This is a genomic window from Phytobacter sp. RSE-02, from assembly GCF_040578655.1.
GTDB classification, from domain to species: domain Bacteria; phylum Pseudomonadota; class Gammaproteobacteria; order Enterobacterales; family Enterobacteriaceae; genus Phytobacter; species Phytobacter diazotrophicus.
In genome coordinates this window covers 1-17,010 of the sequence record NZ_JBEULY010000004.1, presented here as the reverse complement: position 1 = coordinate 17,010, position 17,010 = coordinate 1, and the positions used below count along the sequence as shown (strand labels likewise).

General features: G+C 51.2%; 18 protein-coding genes and 1 tRNA gene. 7 read left to right on the top strand and 12 right to left on the bottom strand.

Translation table 11 applies throughout. The features are described 5' to 3' along the window. Nucleotides 1-44: 44 nt before the first annotated feature. Nucleotides 45-2,573 (bottom strand): glucans biosynthesis glucosyltransferase MdoH, encoded by a 2,529-nt coding sequence (gene mdoH / locus ABU190_RS10180; RefSeq protein ID WP_296428648.1) that lies wholly within the window; start codon nt 2,571-2,573, stop codon nt 45-47. Continuing rightward, nucleotides 2,566-4,101, bottom strand: a complete 1,536-nt coding sequence (gene mdoG, locus ABU190_RS10175) for a glucans biosynthesis protein MdoG (protein WP_103245499.1) — start codon at nt 4,099-4,101, stop codon at nt 2,566-2,568. The genes mdoH and mdoG overlap by 8 nt, the downstream gene beginning before the upstream one ends. A 273-nt stretch (nt 4,102-4,374) precedes the next feature. Here mdoG and mdoC point away from each other — a divergent pair, with 273 nt between their 5' ends. Further along, nucleotides 4,375-5,523: a glucans biosynthesis protein MdoC gene (gene mdoC, locus ABU190_RS10170; RefSeq protein ID WP_354691220.1), complete on the top strand. Its 1,149-nt coding sequence runs from the start codon at nt 4,375-4,377 to the stop codon at nt 5,521-5,523. Between the two features lie 22 nt (nt 5,524-5,545). On the opposite strand, the gene ABU190_RS10165 is transcribed toward mdoC, so the two are convergent. The 6 genes from ABU190_RS10165 to csgB form a co-directional block, all read right to left on the bottom strand. Beyond that, nucleotides 5,546-7,030 carry a phospholipase D family protein gene (locus tag ABU190_RS10165; protein WP_354691219.1) on the bottom strand — a complete coding sequence of 495 codons (1,485 nt, stop codon included), beginning with the start codon at nt 7,028-7,030 and terminating at the stop codon, nt 5,546-5,548. Nucleotides 7,031-7,256: 226 nt separating this feature from the next. After that, on the bottom strand, nt 7,257-7,805 hold the full coding sequence (gene ymdB, locus ABU190_RS10160; RefSeq protein ID WP_354691218.1) for an O-acetyl-ADP-ribose deacetylase: 549 nt from the start codon (nt 7,803-7,805) through the stop codon (nt 7,257-7,259). Nucleotides 7,806-7,909: 104 nt separating this feature from the next. Then, nucleotides 7,910-8,221 carry a hypothetical protein gene (locus tag ABU190_RS10155; RefSeq protein WP_354691217.1) on the bottom strand — a complete coding sequence of 104 codons (312 nt, stop codon included), beginning with the start codon at nt 8,219-8,221 and terminating at the stop codon, nt 7,910-7,912. Nucleotides 8,222-8,379: 158 nt separating this feature from the next. Next, entirely contained in the window at nt 8,380-8,709 is a 330-nt protein-coding gene (gene csgC, locus ABU190_RS10150; RefSeq protein WP_354691216.1) for a curli assembly chaperone CsgC, read from the bottom strand. Nucleotides 8,710-8,765: 56 nt separating this feature from the next. Continuing rightward, a complete protein-coding gene (gene csgA, locus ABU190_RS10145; protein WP_041851773.1) occupies nt 8,766-9,209 on the bottom strand; it encodes a curli major subunit CsgA in 444 nt (147 codons plus the stop codon). Nucleotides 9,210-9,249: 40 nt separating this feature from the next. Beyond that, nucleotides 9,250-9,705 carry a curli minor subunit CsgB gene (csgB, locus tag ABU190_RS10140; RefSeq protein ID WP_041851774.1) on the bottom strand — a complete coding sequence of 152 codons (456 nt, stop codon included), beginning with the start codon at nt 9,703-9,705 and terminating at the stop codon, nt 9,250-9,252. A gap of 763 nt (nt 9,706-10,468) precedes the next feature. Here csgB and csgD point away from each other — a divergent pair. Genes csgD through csgG form a run of 4 tightly spaced genes read left to right on the top strand, consistent with a single transcriptional unit; the run spans nt 10,469 to nt 12,816 of the window. After that, nucleotides 10,469-11,119: a biofilm master transcriptional regulator CsgD gene (gene csgD / locus ABU190_RS10135; protein WP_354691215.1), complete on the top strand. Its 651-nt coding sequence runs from the start codon at nt 10,469-10,471 to the stop codon at nt 11,117-11,119. Nucleotides 11,120-11,123: 4 nt separating this feature from the next. Beyond that, complete coding sequence (gene csgE, locus ABU190_RS10130; protein WP_296428697.1) at nt 11,124-11,513, top strand: curli production assembly/transport protein CsgE; 390 nt, start codon at nt 11,124-11,126, stop codon at nt 11,511-11,513. Nucleotides 11,514-11,539: 26 nt separating this feature from the next. Further along, a complete protein-coding gene (gene csgF, locus ABU190_RS10125) occupies nt 11,540-11,953 on the top strand; it encodes a curli production assembly/transport protein CsgF (RefSeq protein WP_193793777.1) in 414 nt (137 codons plus the stop codon). A 26-nt stretch (nt 11,954-11,979) separates the two neighbouring features. After that, the gene (csgG, locus tag ABU190_RS10120) at nt 11,980-12,816 is read left to right on the top strand and encodes a curli production assembly/transport protein CsgG (protein WP_193793778.1); all 837 of its coding nucleotides are present in this window, start codon (nt 11,980-11,982) and stop codon (nt 12,814-12,816) included. A gap of 35 nt (nt 12,817-12,851) precedes the next feature. Here csgG and ABU190_RS10115 read toward each other — a convergent pair whose 3' ends face one another. From ABU190_RS10115 to ghrA, 4 genes are all read right to left on the bottom strand, one after another. Next, nucleotides 12,852-13,334, bottom strand: a complete 483-nt coding sequence (locus ABU190_RS10115) for a DUF1097 domain-containing protein (protein WP_296428701.1) — start codon at nt 13,332-13,334, stop codon at nt 12,852-12,854. A gap of 102 nt (nt 13,335-13,436) precedes the next feature. Beyond that, nucleotides 13,437-13,991: a molecular chaperone gene (locus ABU190_RS10110; protein WP_354691214.1), complete on the bottom strand. Its 555-nt coding sequence runs from the start codon at nt 13,989-13,991 to the stop codon at nt 13,437-13,439. 20 nt (nt 13,992-14,011) lie between these two features. Further along, nucleotides 14,012-14,749 carry a phosphatase gene (locus tag ABU190_RS10105; RefSeq protein WP_296428705.1) on the bottom strand — a complete coding sequence of 246 codons (738 nt, stop codon included), beginning with the start codon at nt 14,747-14,749 and terminating at the stop codon, nt 14,012-14,014. An 85-nt stretch (nt 14,750-14,834) separates the two neighbouring features. Continuing rightward, complete coding sequence (ghrA, locus tag ABU190_RS10100; RefSeq protein WP_354691213.1) at nt 14,835-15,773, bottom strand: glyoxylate/hydroxypyruvate reductase GhrA; 939 nt, start codon at nt 15,771-15,773, stop codon at nt 14,835-14,837. A gap of 271 nt (nt 15,774-16,044) precedes the next feature. Here ghrA and ABU190_RS10095 point away from each other — a divergent pair. Beyond that, a tRNA-Ser gene (locus tag ABU190_RS10095) sits at nt 16,045-16,132 on the top strand. Between the two features lie 265 nt (nt 16,133-16,397). Continuing rightward, nucleotides 16,398-17,010 (top strand): helix-turn-helix domain-containing protein (locus ABU190_RS10090; protein ID WP_354691212.1); only part of this gene is annotated, 613 nt, incomplete at its 3' end.

Below are 17,010 nucleotides of genomic sequence, written 5' to 3'. Positions count from 1 at the left end.
AAAAAAATACCGGCCCTGAGGCCGGTATTTTCCTTAATGTCGGCTTACTTTGTTTTCAGGGCAAGCGGATTAAGCTTCACATCCTGATAAAAGTTAACCCAGGAGAGATATCTCTCAGGCGATGCCCATACGCGATAGTGCATGCGCGCCATAGTAACCGGGTCACTCAACAGCACCAGACGACGGTCACGGGTAAGCTTGTCCGGGGTCTCGTTCAGCGCCTGCTCAACGTGACGCTCACGGGCGATCTCCAGAATATGCCCGCTACGGTGACGTGCCGTTGCCATTGCCGTTGCCAGCGCGTTAAACGACGGGTTGAACACCGCGTGCATAAAGCCATCTTCCAGCGAACGGCCGCGGTTCAGTTCCAGATACTTGTCGGTATCTACCAGCACCTGCGGCGGAGAGTACTCCTCCGGGATCAGGAACAGTTTCCAGCGCTTAGTACGCAGGCCCGTCGTTGAACGACTGGAAATGACCGACACGAATGGAGAGAGGATCAGCGAGAAGACGATCGGCGCCAGCCAGAACAGGAAGCGCAGATCCAGCCATGCCATACCCACTGCCCATACCAGCCCCAACAATAGCTGAGAACCATGGCGCATGAAGGCTTCGCCCCACGGAGTCGAATCATCGTCACGCTGCGGTGAGTTCCAGACGACTTCCCAGCCGAGGAATGCGCTGACCACGAACACTGTGTGGAACAACATACGCACCGGCGCCAGCAGTACAGAGAACAGCACTTCCAGCAACAGGGAGAGCGTCACTCGCACAAATCCACCGTACTCTTTCGGCCCTTTGCACCACACCAGAATGATACTCAGCAGTTTTGGTAAAAACAGCAGAACCATCGTTGAGGCAAAGAGCGCGATAGCCAGTTCCGGGCGCCACTGCGGCCACACCGGGAAGAGCTGACGCGGTTGCAGGAAGTACTGTGGCTCCGTTAATGCATGTACCACCTGCAGCGCAGTCGACAAGGCCAGGAACATAAACCACAGCGGCGCGGACAGATAGGACATTACCCCCGTCAGGAACACCGCACGGTGTACCGGGTGCATCCCCTTGACGAGGAACAGACGGAAGTTCATCAGGTTGCCATGACACCAGCGGCGGTCACGTTTAAGCTCATCGAGCAAGTTCGGCGGCAGTTCCTCGTAAGAACCTGGCAGGTCATAGGCAATCCAGACGCCCCACCCCGCACGACGCATCAGCGCGGCTTCCACGAAGTCATGCGAAAGAATCGAACCGGCAAAGGAGCCTTCACCCGGCAGCGGTGCCAGCGCACAGTGCTCGATAAACGGCTTCACGCGGATAATCGCGTTGTGACCCCAGTAGTGCGATTCCCCCAACTGCCAGAAGTGCAGACCCGCAGTGAACAGTGGGCCATACACGCGTGTCGCAAACTGCTGACAACGTGCGTAGAGCGTATCCATACCGGAGGCTTTCGGCGACGACTGAATGATACCCGCGTTCGGGTTCGCTTCCATCAAACGCACCAGCCCGGTCAGACAATCACCGGTCATCACGGAGTCGGCGTCCAGCACCACCATGTAACTGTACTGGCTACCCCAGCGACGGCAGAAATCATCGATGTTACCGCTTTTACGTTTCACGCGACGGCGGCGACGGCGGTAGAAAATTTGCCCTTCGCCCTGCACCTCGGCGATCAGTTCCATCCAGGCTTTCTGCTCGGCAACGCAGATGTCCGGGTTGTAACTATCACTCAGGATGTAAACATCGAAATGCTCACCGTTACCGGTTGCCTTAACCGACTCCCAGGTCGCACGCAGGCCCGCAAAAACGCGATCAACGTCTTCGTTACAGATAGGCATGATCAGCGCAGTACGGTGCTCAGGGTTGAGCGCCTCATCACCGACAGTGGAAGCGGAGATACTGTATTTATCCCTTCCTATCAGCAACTGTAAGAAGCCCATAAGCGCGGTCCAGAAACCGGCCGACACCCAACAGAACAGGACGGCGAACAGAATAAGGATCCCGGTCTGCAGCACATATGGCAGTAGCTGCATAAAGGAAACCCACAGATTCTGACCCACCATGTCCGACGGGTTAATCAGCGCCCAGCCCTGGTACGGCAGGATGGTCTTCATGTACCAGGTAGCAACCACGGTTTGTGACAGGGTCAGCAGCAGCAGGATGTAACGGCGAATAGAACCCACCGTACGCCATTTTTGCTCGCTGGCCTGTTGCTCTTTCGTCAAACGCGACATATAGCGCGGCTGAACATCGCGACCGCGCAGCCGATCCCAGAAACGCCCAATCGGGTTGGTTCTCCAGGGATCAGGGAACATCGAAGAGCGCTTCGCTTTTGGCATCGCCTCCAGTTGTGTACGCCCTTCATCATCTTTAACGAGTTGACCTTTCGCGAGGGAATCAGGCCAACTGTGCTCAAGACGCGCTTTCACTGAACCCAGCGGCGAATCATCATCACGAGTCCAGCTATGACGTTCCTCGTCCAGGGCTTCATGCACGGCACGAAGACTCTCTGTCGGCAGCGCTGCCTTTTCCGCATCCGGAAGCGGCAGCGCGTCGATATACTCAGTTGTCTTATTCATTGGAAGGTAGCTGATAGCTCCAGGTTTCACTCAGGGTCTTGTCACCATTGACCAGCGCAGCACGCATATCGGTGGTTTTCTTCGGATCTTTAACCTTGACGCGCAGCATTAAACGCCAGCCTTGCGTGACAGGATTATAGCGAACGGTGTTTTCAACGATTTCGCCATTATCACCGATACTGGCCTGCGCGGTGACGGGGGTGTCTTTCGGCAGTTGCTTCATATCCTGACCGGTGAAGTCCACCACAAAAGCCTGTGTGCCATCCGGCTGACGAATCAGGTTGGATTGTTTGACATCGCCAGTAGAGCGACGGGTCTGCATTACCCATGCGTTATCAGGCGCGTGCAGCTTGTCTTCATCACGGCTAAAGGTGATGGTGTATTTGAAATTCATCTCTTTACCCGGTTCCGGCAGTTGATCCGGCGTCCAGTAAGTGACGATATTATCGTTGGTCTCGTCGTTGGTCGGAATTTCCACCAACTCTACCTTCCCTTTACCCCAGTCGCCTTTCGGAGTGATCCAGGCGCTCGGACGCAGGTCGTAGCGGTCATCAATATCTTCAAAACGGGAGAACTGGCGACCACGCTGCAGCAGACCAAAGCCCTGCGGGTTTTCCATGGCATAACTGCTTACCGCCAGGTGTTTCGGGTTATTCAGCGGACGCCAAATCCACTCGCCGTTTCCGGCCAGCATCGACAGACCGTTGGAATCATGCAATTCCGGACGGTAGTTGGTTGCCGGAGATGGCTGAGACGGCCCGAACAGGAACATACTGGTGAGCGGCGCTACGCCCAGTTTGCCCACTTTGTCACGCAGATAGACTTTAGACTGCACGTCAACGACAGTATCGCGCCCTGGAATGATCACAAAACGATAGGCGCCCGTCGCACGCGGGGAATCCAGCAGTGCAAAAATGGTCAGGCGTTTATCCGTCGGTTTTGGACGTTCGATCCAGAACTCTTTAAAGTGAGGGAACTCCTCCCCTGACGGTAAAGCCGTATCGATCGCCAGACCACGGGCGGAAAGACCATATACCTGGCCCGCACCAATCACACGGAAGTAGCTGGCACCCAGCATACTGACGATTTCATCGTTTTTATCTTTATTATTAATGGGGTAGAGGACTTTGAAACCGGCAAATCCGAGATCTTTGACCGTGTCTTTATCGTGCTGCACGTTGCCAAAGTTAAAATAATCCGGGCTGTATTTAATTTTGCGAACAGCGGTAGCAGTCACTTCATTGATAGCAACCGGCGTGTCGAAGTACATGCCCTGGTGATAAAATTCAAGTTTAAATGGGGTATTAATGGCGTTCCAGTAGGCCTTATCATGGTTGAATTGAATCTGCTGATAATCCGCATATTTCATCTCACGGAATACGGACGGCAGATTGCTCTTTGGCGCTTCGTAACCTTTGCCTGCTAAGGATTGTGCCTGTTTTGCGACATCATCAATGGAAAAAGCCCAGCCTGATGACGTATAAAGTGACAACAGAACCGCAGCACCCAACCAACGCATTTTCATCATTCGTAATTTAGGTTTCATAATAACTAAGCACTTCCCCCTTTGTGTGCTTAAATCGATCCGATCCATTTTAATGGAAACTTTGGCATTCCGACAACTGAATCCCCGCTTTGTTCAGCGCGCTGGCTCAGTGAATAAGCAAATGAAACTAACCCTTTATCGTTTTGCGTACTTATCCTGGAGACAGTCTATCGGTCATAGTGTAGGGTTGATTAGGAATGTAATCATTATTTGTCTTATGGATAAGACGAAAAGTCTGAGAGTTAAAGGAGTCATATGAGCAGAATACCCGCACAACGTGAATATTTCCTTGATTCCATCCGCGCGTGGTTAATGTTGCTTGGGATCCCTTTTCACATTTCGCTGATTTATTCGAGTCACATGTGGCACGTGAACAGCGCGCACCCCTCGTGGTGGCTGACCTTGTTCAATGACGCGATCCACGCCTTCCGTATGCAGGTGTTCTTCGTCATTTCCGGCTACTTCTCTTATATGCTTTATCTGCGCTATCCGCTACAACGCTGGTGGACGGTACGCGTCGAGCGCGTTGGTATCCCGATGCTGACCGCCATTCCACTGCTCACGCTTCCGCAATTTATTATGTTGCAATATGTCAACGGACGCGCGCAGGACTGGCATACGTTATCGCTGTACGACAAATTTAACACCCTGGTGTGGGAATTGATTTCTCATCTCTGGTTTTTGCTGGTACTGGTCGTTCTCACGACGGTCAGCATGTGGCTGTTCCGCAGAATTAAAAGTAATGCGGCCCGTCTGCTCGACAACATTACGCTGGGCAAACTCTCCCTGGCGTTTCTGGCATTCGGTATCATTTACGCGGCATTCCGCCGATTCGTATTCATTATTTATCCTGATATATTGCGCGACGCGCTGTTCAATTTCGCCGTCATGCAATCGCTGTTTTATATCCCATTTTTCCTGCTGGGCGCGCTGACCTTCATTAATCCGCGCCTCAAATCGCTCTTTATTAACCCCTCCCCTGCCTGTTTTATTGCTTCACTTATCGGCTTTGCCGCCTATCTGCTGAATCAACGTTACGGCAGCGGCGATGGCTGGATGTATGAAACCGAATCGGTGATTACCATGCTGCTGGGTTTATGGATGGTGAATGTGGTCTTTTCGCTGGGCTATCGCATGCTGAATTTCCAGTCTGCCCGCGTGAGCTATTTCGTTAACGCATCGCTGTTTATCTATCTGGTACATCATCCGTTAACGCTGCTGTTCGGTGCGTGGATAACCCCACACATTCACTCTAACTTGCTTGGATTTACCACCGGCCTGGTGTTTGTCATTGGTTCTGCGCTACTGCTCTATGAAGCACACCTGCGTATTCCGGTGCTGCGTTTCCTCTTCTCGGGTAAGCCGGAAGGTAAAACCAGCAACACTCATGCGACAGCGCGTTAATCGCAGAGTGGCTGCCTGAGAATCAGAGCAGCCACTCAACCGGCAGGCGTGACGCCAGCCGTACCAGCATCCGTTGCCAGAATCGCGTCTGCGGTTCTTTTTTCAATACCGTCTCCTTGCCGTTTTGCAACTCCACCCAGTTAATACGTCCCCAGCGATCAAGGCGTAACTGCCAGGCTGCCGCACGCTGGCTGCGCAAAAAACGGTGGTGAATCCGCTGCGCCAGATCGGCACTGTCGATCACAAAACCCATCTCGGTATTCAGCATGGCCGAGCGGGGGTCAAAATTAAACGATCCGATAAAGACCTTTTCACCGTCGATACTGAATGTCTTGGCATGCAAACTGGAGCCGGAATTCCCGGTCAGCCCACGATCATGGACCGGGTGTGCCTCATCACGGGTTGGCTTAAGTTCATACAGTTCTATTCCGTGGCGAAGCAGCTTCTTGCGCCAGCGCGCATACCCCGCGTGAACCACTGAGACATCGTTCGCCGCCAGAGAATTTGTGAGAATAGCGATACTTACACCTTTGCGCGCCAGACGAATAAGCTGGGCAACCCCCCGACGTCCTGGAACAAAATAGGCCGAGATAATATCCACCTGCCGTTCCGGCGTACCCATCACATTATTCAGACGCTCCGGTAACAAGGTATGCGTACGTGCTTTTCCCTGCCCTTTACGCGGGTCATCGCTCAGTAGCCGGGTCTTCGCCCAGACTATGGGGAGCGTCCCGGACTCAAGCTGACTGGCAAAAGGGGTAGATTCCAGCTTGTTCCGGTAGCGCACTGCGGTGATATCCTGATACCAGGCCACCGGCAAACGGATGCGCCCGGCGATCTCTTCGCGTGGCAAATCAAGCACCGCATGCAGCGGCGACACGGACTCAGAGTGCCAGTAGCGAGAAAAATCCTCGCTGACATCACGCACCACCGGGCCTATCGCCATAACATCAAGGTCGGTAAATAATGGCTCTTCCCCGGCGCCAAAATAGGCATCTCCTACGTTGCGACCACCGACCAGCGTCACCACACCATCCGCAGTAAAGCTTTTATTGTGCATACGACGGTTGAGGCGAGCGAAATCGGTAAGATATCCCAGCGCTCGTAACGTGCGAAATGAGAAGGGATTGAACAGGCGAACCTCAATATGCGGATGGGCGTCAAGCTGGCGTAAAACATCATCCATGCCAAGCGTATTGTTGTCATCAAGCAACAACCGGACGTGAACACCGCGATCCGCAGCCTCCACGAGCGCCAGTAACAGCAGCCGCCCGGACATGTCATCCTCCCAGATGTAATACTGCACATCCAGGGTTCGCTGGGCCATTTCCGCCAGGCGATAACGCGCCACAAAAGCATCCAGGCTGTCATCAAGCGCCACCAGACCGCACAGGCCAGGGTGGCCCGCGCACAACGGCGTGACAGCCCGTCCCAGCCGCGTATCTGGCGGCGGGGTCGCAGGCTCTTGCGAGGGGAAATCAGATTCATCGAATATTTTTATTGTCATAGCTGTCAAAGTATATCTGCCAGCGCCGCGTCTGGTGGGGTAGATAATCCGAAACGCATCGCCGCAGGCGTTGCCTGCGTTCATTAACAAGAAAATGGGTCTGTAAAAGGAAAAGTATCGCAACGATGCGCTGGCCAGCCCGTTTTCCATAAAGCGCGGCTGTCCGAGCCGCATATCAGGATCAGAATGGTTTTCGTAAAGGCGATATCAGCAACCTGCCGGCACCTTATCCTCCGGCATTCGTCTGCGTTCCACGCTGTGTCAGCAGTCGCCGATACAACCCGGCGTTTTCTTCATCAAAGCAGACAAACACCACCCGACGTATTTGCGGATGGTCAGCCAGAAAGGCCTCGACGGTATTGATGGCGATTTCTGCGGCGGCGGCTTTCGGATAGCCATAGACGCCAGTACTGATCGCCGGGAAGGCAATGGATTCATAGTTATTGGCTTCGGTCAGCATCAGGCTGTTGCGGTAGGCATCTTCCAACAGGTGAACATCATGGTCATCTCCGCCATGCCATACCGGACCGACAGTATGCACTACGGCTTTTGCGGGTAAATTTCCGGCGGTGGTGATCACCGCATGTCCAGGCGGGCAATCTCCCTGCTCCTGACGTACGCGCCGACAGGCCTCCAGCAATGCCGGGCCAGCCGCACGATGAATGGCACCATCCACCCCACCACCGCCGAGCAGTGATGAATTCGCCGCATTAACGATAACGTCCACGCTGACGGTGGTGATATCCCCCTGAATAACCTGCATTGTCGCTTGCATGTTTCTGCCTCGTGGCTTTCTCTTCTCTCAAGTGTAGCGCAGCCAGGTATGAAAATTGATCAGGCCCAGTCTGCATTATTTCGCACATTGAGCCTGTAAAAAGATCAGTTATAGGTGATGTCCATTACAGCCAGCGTATGCGCGGGGTTGAGGTAGTTAATTTTCATCGTCACAAGGTTGTCGAAGCCGCTCTGCTCCTGGGCAAGGTTTTTCAGGGAGAATTGTTGGGTTTTCGCCTGTCCCTGGCGGTCACAGGCTACCGTCGCACGGTGGGCGTCGACACGGACTTCGCACGGGGTTTCAACAACGGCCCCTTCGAAATAGATAACACCACCGGTCGCCGCCATTGCAAGAGAGCTGCATACGGCGGCACAGAAAAGGGCTGCTGGAATAAGCAGCATACGGGAAGTTGACATATATACCTCAATAATGAGTGGTCTTTGCAGGTGGTGAGAGGAGCACCGCGCAGACACCTTTTTAAAACAAGATGTCAACTTTATGTATACATTAATTAACCAAATTTAACAGCAATGAAACAAATTATTTTTTGAGAAACATTCATTAAATGAATAGGTTACAGCGTTTGTTGTGATGTCCAGCGCTGAGACAAATTCACTGACTGGCCATCCGTAACGGTAACTATGATGTCGACACTATCCTGCGCTTCAATATTCATGCTTAAGCGCATCAACGATGTCGGTTGATTCGCGATAAATTGAACCGTCTTACGCTGCTGGGTGCGACTCTGGCCGCCCTCCCCCTGTCGCGTTGCCAGAATCTGCACCTGACAGAGGCAATTTTCAGTGAGTAAAACCTGTGGGGTAATCGTGTACATATCGCCATCGCGGGTCGTGTCGAAGGTAATCTGGCTGGACAGCGCGGCAAGTAATAACAACGTATTCATAACGCCTCCCAAAAAGAAACAGGGCCGCAGCCCTGTTTCTTCAAACGGTATGTCTGTTAGTACTGGTTGGCAGTGGCGTTGTTGCCGAAACCAACCTGATGTACGTTTACGGTAGAGCCAGAAGCAGTCTGGTTTACCAGCGCGCCGTTGCCACCACCATACTGGCTGACAGAAATTGTAGAGTCTCTGCTGTTCCACTGGTCAATAGTTGCGCTGTTATGGAAACCGTTTTGTGAAAGGCTGATGGTGCTGTCATCAGAGCCCTGGCCAACATCAGCACCGTTGCTTGAGCCATTCTGACGAATTGTCGTTGTAGAGTCGCGAGCATCGGATTGCAGTGCCAGCGCGGAGTTGCTGCTACCAGTCTGGTAGATGCTCAGTTCTGAATCGGGACCGCCATAGTTATGGCCGCCATGACCTGAGAACTGCGGGACGCTACCTGCAAAAGCACTGGCTGAAACGACGATCGCTGCTACTGCTGCCACTTTGAAAAGTTTCATGGTAAACCCCCATCGGATTGATTTTAAAGCCGCAATGACATCAACGTTGTATTACGCGTATGTCCATTTGCGACTGTCTCTGGACAACGACTGCTGTTTTCTGTGTACCGTACTGAGTAATACTCGCCCTGTTACCCGACCCTTTTTGGATAATCATTGCGGTGTTGCCGTAAGCGCCTTGCGTAATATTCGCGTCATTAGCACTGCCTGACTGATCGATATATGCAAGGTTATATGCTCCTGACTGGTCAATTTTTGCCGAATTGCTCCCGCCGTTCTGGGAAATAACTGACAATAACTTCGAGCCAGTTTGATTAATTTGTGCGTTATTATTTGCACCGGATTGACCAATAATGGCCGCTTTATTGTAGGCAGCGGCACTTAATTCATTCACCGCCAGGTTATATTCCGAACTTGCCATATCATAACCTGTAGCGGCGGCGAACCCAGGTGCACCCAGCATTGTTAACATCATAAATAACAACTTGTTTTTCATGTTGTCACCCTGGACCTGGTCGTTTATAAAAAACAGTTTAAATATTTGTTCCGCTGGCGATAACACACTCAATTAATTTGTTAACGCTGCGTTACGGAAATCAGTATGGTCAGGTCGTAAAATAAAATATCTCACCCGTGATTCGTATTTTTTACTCACTAATTAATACCAAAGTATTAATAATCGTATTGTTACGGGCGCGGGTATTGAGAGCGAGTATTTAAACCTTTTTAAAAAGGTGAATTTGCTTATAACAATTTGGTTGTAACGAAGTAATCAGCAAGTATGTTCTGCGAAGGTGATAACATTTCTTCGCTCGACCGTCACAACACCTCCTTTTCTTCGCTGCACAAATTGGACATCATCTCTCATACCAAAATCTTTGTTATGGTATGAACAATGCTACTTTTTAAGTATCAGCAATATACTTAAAATACAATGATATATATTAATTTGTATGATTTTTTAAATTTGTGCAAGTATGATTACGTGTACAACTTACCTATCAAAAATAAACAATAAAAAAACGCATGAGAAATATTTTAATATTTATTTTTACATTCCGTTACATGTTTAACACTTGCTTTAAGAATGGCAATGACTAGATTGGAATTAGCAGCACTCATTTAGTTTTATTAATTTCCCTTAATTGTTAGGGATTAACTATTTATTACTACACACAGCAACACAACATCTGTCAGTACCTCTGGTTCCCCACCTTTGGGTGGGGAAGCTGCGGATGTCTTTAACGCGGGGTTTCATCATGTTTAGTGAAGTCCAAAGTTCGTACAATCATGCATTGTTGTTAATTACCAAACCCTCCTTGCAGGCAACAGCTTTGTTGCAGCATCTGAAGCATTCTCTGTCGATGACAGGAAAATTGCATAATATTCAGCGCTCTCTGGATGATATTCCCGGCGATTGTCTGGTGTTATTCGATATGATGGAAGCGGATAAGAAAATCATTCAATACTGGCAGGACGTTTTGTCCAGAAAAAACAATAATTTAAAGTTATTGTTAATGAATACGCCGGATGAATATCCGTTCCGTGAAATCGAAAACTGGCCACATATCAATGGGGTATTTTACGTCTCGGAAGACGAATCCCGCATGGTTGAGGGATTACAAGGGATCCAGCGCGGCGAGTGTTACTTTTCACAAAAACTTGCCAGCTACTTAATTACCCACTCTGGAAATTATCGTTACAGCAGCTCGGAGTCGGCGTTGCTGACCCACAGAGAAAAAGAGATTTTGAATAAGCTGCGCATTGGCGCATCCAACATTGAAATCGCCCGCTCTCTGTTTATCAGCGAGAATACGGTAAAAACGCATCTTTATAATCTTTTCAAAAAGATAGCGGTTAAAAACCGAACTCAGGCAGTCTCCTGGGCCAACGATAATCTCAGGCGTTAACGCCATGAAACGCGCATCGCATTACCTTGCGGCAGCAACATTATTGCTCGCTGCCGGGAATCTGCACGCTGTCGAAGTGGAGATTCCCGGTTTATTAACCGACCATACGGTTTCTTCGATCGGACACGATTTTTATCGTGCTTTTAGTGATAAATGGGAAAGTACCTGGACAGGGAATTTAACTATCAATGAAAGACCAAGTGCTCGTTGGGGAAGTTGGATAACCATCACGATTAATCAAAGTGTTGTTTATCAGACATTTATGTTTCCAACGCGGCGTGATTTTGAAAAAAACGTTGATATTGCACTTGCACAGACACACGAAGCACTCGACCGTCGCCAAATTGATCAGGCATTACTGAGCACCCACGATTTAGCGACAGATGAATTCTAAAACACGATAAATATCCGGAGGGTAACATGCGTATCGCATATGCCGTCATTTCATTAATGTTGATAACACCACTAAGTTGGGCGGGACAAATGACTTTTCAGTTCCGTAATCCTAATTTCGGTGGTAACCCTAATAACGGCGCATTTTTATTAAATAGCGCGCAGGCACAAAATTCTTATAAAGATCCCAGCTATAAAGATCTTGGCGTTGATAGCCCATCAGCGCTTGATAATTTCACTCAGGCTATTCAATCACAAATACTGGGTGGATTATTAACAAATATAAATTCCGGTAAACCAGGTCGAATGGTAACCAGCGACTTTATTGTTGATATTGCCAACAAAGATGGACAGTTACAATTAAATGTAACTGATAGAAAAACAGGCAAAACGTCGACTATTCAGGTTTCAGGTTTACAAAACGGTTCAACCGATTTTTAAAGCATCGCCATTACAGGACAATAATCATGCAGCGCTTATTAATACTTCTGGCCGTGTGTTTATTAAGCGGATGCTTAACTGCGCCGCCAAAACAAGCCGCCAAACCTACGCTATTACCTCGGGCACAAAGCTACAGTGATTTGACACATTTGCCGCTGCCTTCCGGTAAAATATATGTGTCGGTGTATAACATTCAGGATGAAACCGGGCAGTTTAAACCCTATCCGGCCAGTAACTTCTCGACCGCCGTTCCGCAGAGCGCGACCTCCATGCTGGTGACGGCGCTAAAAGATTCACGCTGGTTTGTTCCACTGGAACGCCAGGGACTGCAGAATTTATTGAATGAGCGCAAAATCATTCGCGCGGCGCAGGAAAATGGCACGGTTGCAATTAATAACCGCTTCCCGCTCCAGTCATTGACCGCAGCAAATGTCATGATTGAGGGATCGATTATCGGTTATGAAAGTAACGTGAAATCGGGGGGCGTTGGCGCGCGTTATTTTGGTATAGGTGCGGATACGCAATACCAGCTCGATCAGATTGCCGTTAACCTGCGTGTGGTCAACGTGAGTACCGGGGAAGTGCTTTCGTCGGTGAATACCAGCAAGACTATTTTGTCCTATGAAGTGCAGGCCGGGGTATTCCGCTTTATTGACTATCAGCGTCTGCTGGAAGGAGAAGTGGGCTACACGGCTAACGAACCGGTCATGCTTTGCCTGATGTCAGCGATTGAGACAGGGGTAATTCTGCTGATTAACGACGGTATCGACCGTGGGCTTTGGGATCTGCAGAACAAGGCAGAGAACAAAAACGAAGTGCTGGTTAAATATCGCGAGATGGCGGCGATGCCTCCGGAATCCTGACTGCAAACGCAGAAAAAGCGTGATGGGTTAAATCGTCACGCTTTTTTTTGTTCTTTTGTCATCCCATCAGCGTTACGGGCTGCGAGCCACAGACCGCTGTTTTTCATGGCATAACCAAACAACAACCCGACCACAAGCGAAGGCACTATCATGCGCCAGTCGCCCTGCCCCGCAAAAGTTGCGCATGCGCCAATGAAGGTACCCGGAACGAAAGAAAGCAGCAGATTTTTCGCCTGGGCACACATCAGAAACGCCACCAGCCCGGTCATGACATACCCTACAATCTCCAGATGCGGAGCCAGCGCGCTACCGTGAATAATCACCAGCGCCCAGGCTACCCCACTCATTAACGTGCAGGCAGAGATTAACAGGCCTTTAAGACCACCTTGCGGACAGGCAAAGTAGGCGGTACAGCCAAGGAATCCGGCCCAGCCGATCAGACCGAGAGAGACGGCAACCCAACCCCAGAGACCGGAGAGAATACCTGTTGTTAATGCAATAGAGAGGAGTATGTTCATGGCGCGCATCTTAGCAGATACGCACCTTATTTATGTGACAAGAAACGCAATAATTGCAATATTGCATTCTCTGTTGCAGTTTAAATGTGATTAAAGTCACATTTATTCCTCTGGGGATTCCTGCAACTCATCCCACATGGCAGAGAGGGCATCACGCGTCAGCGGCGCCATAGTACGCCAGAATGGGGTAGTCGCATGCGCTTCCACCTTACCGAGGAAGGTGCCACACCACGGCAGCAGATATTCTGCAAACAGCGTTTCCAGCGCTTCACTTTCATCTTCTGCTGACTGATCTTCAAGCCACGAGGCGGCCAGCAGCAACGTACCAAAATGGTCCGCAGGTGCGTCTGTCAGCGGCATACCGCGAGACGAGAGAAATGCTCGCACTTCGGCTTCCGTAGCCCCATCCACCCACGCGCTACGATACGGGGAAACGCGGCATTCGTTGCCGACGAACAGCGCGTTGAAATCAGCGGCCAACGCCTGCGCATCACAATTTTTTTGCAGACGCTCCAGCATTTCATCCTGCTCCAGCGGCCAGCTTTTCGCCAGCTTCCCTTCACGGATGAGGGTATAGAGCGGCACGAGTAAGGGATCCTGTGGCTGACGATAAAACAGTGAACCCAGTACGCGGCAAAGGATGGAAAATTCGTTCATGCAATGATTCCAGTGGCTAATTAAAAGTCGGCAAATTCAGTAATGGGCGTCATTCCGCGCGCTTCAAGGAAGCTCAGCATCCGGCGCGGTGTAACATTCAGAATACGGTCTTCCGGGAAGTCGACCTCATCAAGGATTTCACGGCACTGCGCAAATTCACCCAGCGTAAATGCTGTATGCGAGTCGGACCCCAGCGCAACCCACCCGCCCGCATCACGCACGGCGGCAGCAATCGCTCGGCAATTCGCTTCGCTGCCTTTCCGCGAATGAAGGAAAGAGGAGTTGTTGATTTCCAACGCCACGTTGTACTTCGCAGCAGCAGCGGCAATCGCCGGGATGTCGACCGGATATTTTGGATTACCCGGATGACTGATGATATGCGCATAGCCATTCGCCATTGTCGCAATCATTGCCTGAGTATTGGTGTCTTTATCCTGTGGGGCAAACACCGGTTCGTGAAAACCCGCAATGATCAGATCCAGCGAAGTCAGCATAGGACCGCTACAATCGATTTCCCCTTCAATATTTTTGATGTTGGCTTCAATGCCGCGCAGAATGCCTACGCCATCCACAACGCGTGGCCAGATACGCATGTTGATGAAGTGCCAGTAGTGCGGCGCATCTTCCATGTCAGGGCCATGATCGGTAATAGCGAAAAGCTTAATCCCTTTTTGCTTTGCTTCGGTAATGTAGTCTTGCAGGGTGCTATAGGCGTGGGTGCTGGCGACGGTATGCATATGCAGGTCAACGGGATACATGAAACTCTCCTGTAGTTGTTTCTGCAAGGATAGCAGTTATCGCCGCCATTTTTAATGAAAAACCCGGTCTGACACGCAAGTGTCATTAATAACCGCGAATGCGATCGACACGACCTTTCACACTTTCGCCACGTTCAAGTTTGTCGATCGCAGTGGCAATAAAAGCAATGGCCTCATCTGCACGGGTGGTGGCCGCAATATGCGGCGTCATGGCAACACGGGGATGCGTCCAGAGCGCATGGTCGGCTGGCAGCGGCTCGCGACTAAAGACATCCAGCATTGCCCCTTTCACTTTGCCGCTATTAAGCGCCTGCAGAAGATCGTCTTCATCAACGTGAACACCGCGCGCCAGGTTCATAATATAGCTATTGTCCGCCAGTTGGTTTATCACGCTCAGGTTAATGAGTCCCACCGTTTCTGGGGTGTTAGGCAGTAAATTGATCAATACGCGTGTTCCGTGCAGAAACGCGCCAAACTCTTCCGCCCCTGCAAAACTGACCACGCCCGGCAGATCTTTACGTGACCGACTCCAGCAGCGCAGTGGAAAACCCCAGGCGCTCAGGCTGGCGGCCACTTTCGCCCCCAGTATTCCGGCGCCAAGGATGCCAATGGTAAAATCTTCGCGCCGATATTCTTCCAGCTCCAGCCACCTGGCCTGCTGTTTTAATGCCTGGTAATCATCAAAGCGACGGAACCAGTGCAGTACCTGGCTCACCGCATATTCCTGCATCTGCAACCCCATGCCAGTATCTTCCAGGCGAAATAGCGGGATGTGTTGTGCCAGCATTTCCGGATGTGCCTTGAGCGTACTCAGAATAGAGTCGACGCCGGCCCCCAGCGCAAACACGCCTTTCAGCTCACGGCCACGCAGCATCTCAACAGGCGGATGCCAGACCAAAGCATAATCGGCAGGGCCATCATCACCCTTGCGCCATTCACGTACGTTCGCGCCGGGTAATGCCTTGCGCAATGCTGGCAGCCAGGCGGTGGGATCGAAGGTCGGATGATAAAAGATAATCTCCATTTCTGCTCCAGATTGATGGTGTTGTTTCCCGGTAAATGTCGGGTTTACTTGCCGTTTTATTAGATGCTTATGTTCACACATCACCTTAGCAAATATCACTGAAAGTCATCATAAAAGTGTTTCGCGGGGAAAAAAGCCAGTTTCAGAACATTTAAGAAGCAACTTGATTGAAGTTTGTCTAAACGCACTAATTTATTGAAAAAGAAGATTGACGGAAGTCCCGGTTTTCCCTACATTAGCGCCCGTCCCGACAACATCGGGAAGACAATGTGGTGAGGTGTCCGAGTGGCTGAAGGAGCACGCCTGGAAAGTGTGTATACGGCAACGTATCGGGGGTTCGAATCCCCCCCTCACCGCCATCATTTCAGATAAGAGCCTGTACGAAAGTACGGGCTTTTTTCTTTTATAGTCTCCCATACCAGGGGGGATGAGAACTCCCGACCGGGGGGCGACAACCGGCGCCAGCCGGGTGGACAGATGACGAGCCTGCGAGGAAGCTGCCCGCAGGGCGAGCGAAGCGAGTCAATCCCCCCCTCACCGCCATCATTGTACGGTCCGGAGACATAGTGAACGCTTGTTCGGGGACATGGTAGACACTTACAACTGAGGCATAAGAACCCGTTTATGGAGTCACTTATGCCCTGGGATGCGAGAGATACCATGTCATTACGTTCTGAGTTTGTACTGTTCGCCTCGCAGGACGGGGCGAACCTCCGGGCATTCTGCCGTCATTTCAACATTTCGCCTTCCACCGGCTACAAGTGGCTTCGCCGGTGGACTGAGGACGGTGCAGCCGGTCTTGCCGACCGTTCACGGGCGCCTCTCCATTCGCCCCGGCGAACCGATGACAGCATTACGGACCTGTTGCGCATGGCCCACTGCGCCCATGACCGCTGGGGCGCCCGCAAGATTAAGCGCTGGCTTGAGGACCGCGGACACGTGCTGCCCGCGTTCAGCACCGTGCATAACCTGATGGCCCGCCACGGCCTGCTGCCGGGAGGCCCCCCCGGTATTCCCGCCACCGGGCGCTTCGAACACAGCGCCCCCAACCAGCTCTGGCAGATGGATTTTAAAGGCCATTTTCCTTTTGCCGGTGGACGTTGCCACCCGCTCACCCTGCTGGATGACCATTCCCGGTTCTCACTCTGCCTCGCGCACTGCCCTGATGAACAGCTCACAACCGTCCGGCAACAGCTGATGAGGGTGTTTGAACGTTACGGTCTGCCGGAGCGGATGA

Excerpts from the sequence above, each read along its gene's own strand:
- ABU190_RS10105 (WP_296428705.1), bottom strand. The coding sequence starts at position 14,749 with ATGTATCCCGTTGACCTGCATATGCATACCGTCGCCAGCACCCACGCC.
- ghrA (WP_354691213.1), bottom strand. The coding sequence starts at position 15,773 with ATGGAGATTATCTTTTATCATCCGACCTTCGATCCCACCGCCTGGCTG.
- csgB (WP_041851774.1), bottom strand. The coding sequence starts at position 9,705 with ATGAAAAACAAGTTGTTATTTATGATGTTAACAATGCTGGGTGCACCT.
- csgF (WP_193793777.1), top strand. The coding sequence starts at position 11,540 with ATGCGTATCGCATATGCCGTCATTTCATTAATGTTGATAACACCACTA.
- csgA (WP_041851773.1), bottom strand. The coding sequence starts at position 9,209 with ATGAAACTTTTCAAAGTGGCAGCAGTAGCAGCGATCGTCGTTTCAGCC.
- ABU190_RS10115 (WP_296428701.1), bottom strand. The coding sequence starts at position 13,334 with ATGAACATACTCCTCTCTATTGCATTAACAACAGGTATTCTCTCCGGT.
- mdoG (WP_103245499.1), bottom strand. The coding sequence starts at position 4,101 with ATGATGAAAATGCGTTGGTTGGGTGCTGCGGTTCTGTTGTCACTTTAT.
- csgC (WP_354691216.1), bottom strand. The coding sequence starts at position 8,709 with ATGAATACGTTGTTATTACTTGCCGCGCTGTCCAGCCAGATTACCTTC.
- ymdB (WP_354691218.1), bottom strand. The coding sequence starts at position 7,805 with ATGCAAGCGACAATGCAGGTTATTCAGGGGGATATCACCACCGTCAGC.
- mdoC (WP_354691220.1), top strand. The coding sequence starts at position 4,375 with ATGAGCAGAATACCCGCACAACGTGAATATTTCCTTGATTCCATCCGC.
- csgD (WP_354691215.1), top strand. The coding sequence starts at position 10,469 with ATGTTTAGTGAAGTCCAAAGTTCGTACAATCATGCATTGTTGTTAATT.
- ABU190_RS10155 (WP_354691217.1), bottom strand. The coding sequence starts at position 8,221 with ATGTCAACTTCCCGTATGCTGCTTATTCCAGCAGCCCTTTTCTGTGCC.
- ABU190_RS10110 (WP_354691214.1), bottom strand. The coding sequence starts at position 13,991 with ATGAACGAATTTTCCATCCTTTGCCGCGTACTGGGTTCACTGTTTTAT.
- ABU190_RS10165 (WP_354691219.1), bottom strand. The coding sequence starts at position 7,030 with ATGACAATAAAAATATTCGATGAATCTGATTTCCCCTCGCAAGAGCCT.
- mdoH (WP_296428648.1), bottom strand. The coding sequence starts at position 2,573 with ATGAATAAGACAACTGAGTATATCGACGCGCTGCCGCTTCCGGATGCG.
- csgG (WP_193793778.1), top strand. The coding sequence starts at position 11,980 with ATGCAGCGCTTATTAATACTTCTGGCCGTGTGTTTATTAAGCGGATGC.
- csgE (WP_296428697.1), top strand. The coding sequence starts at position 11,124 with ATGAAACGCGCATCGCATTACCTTGCGGCAGCAACATTATTGCTCGCT.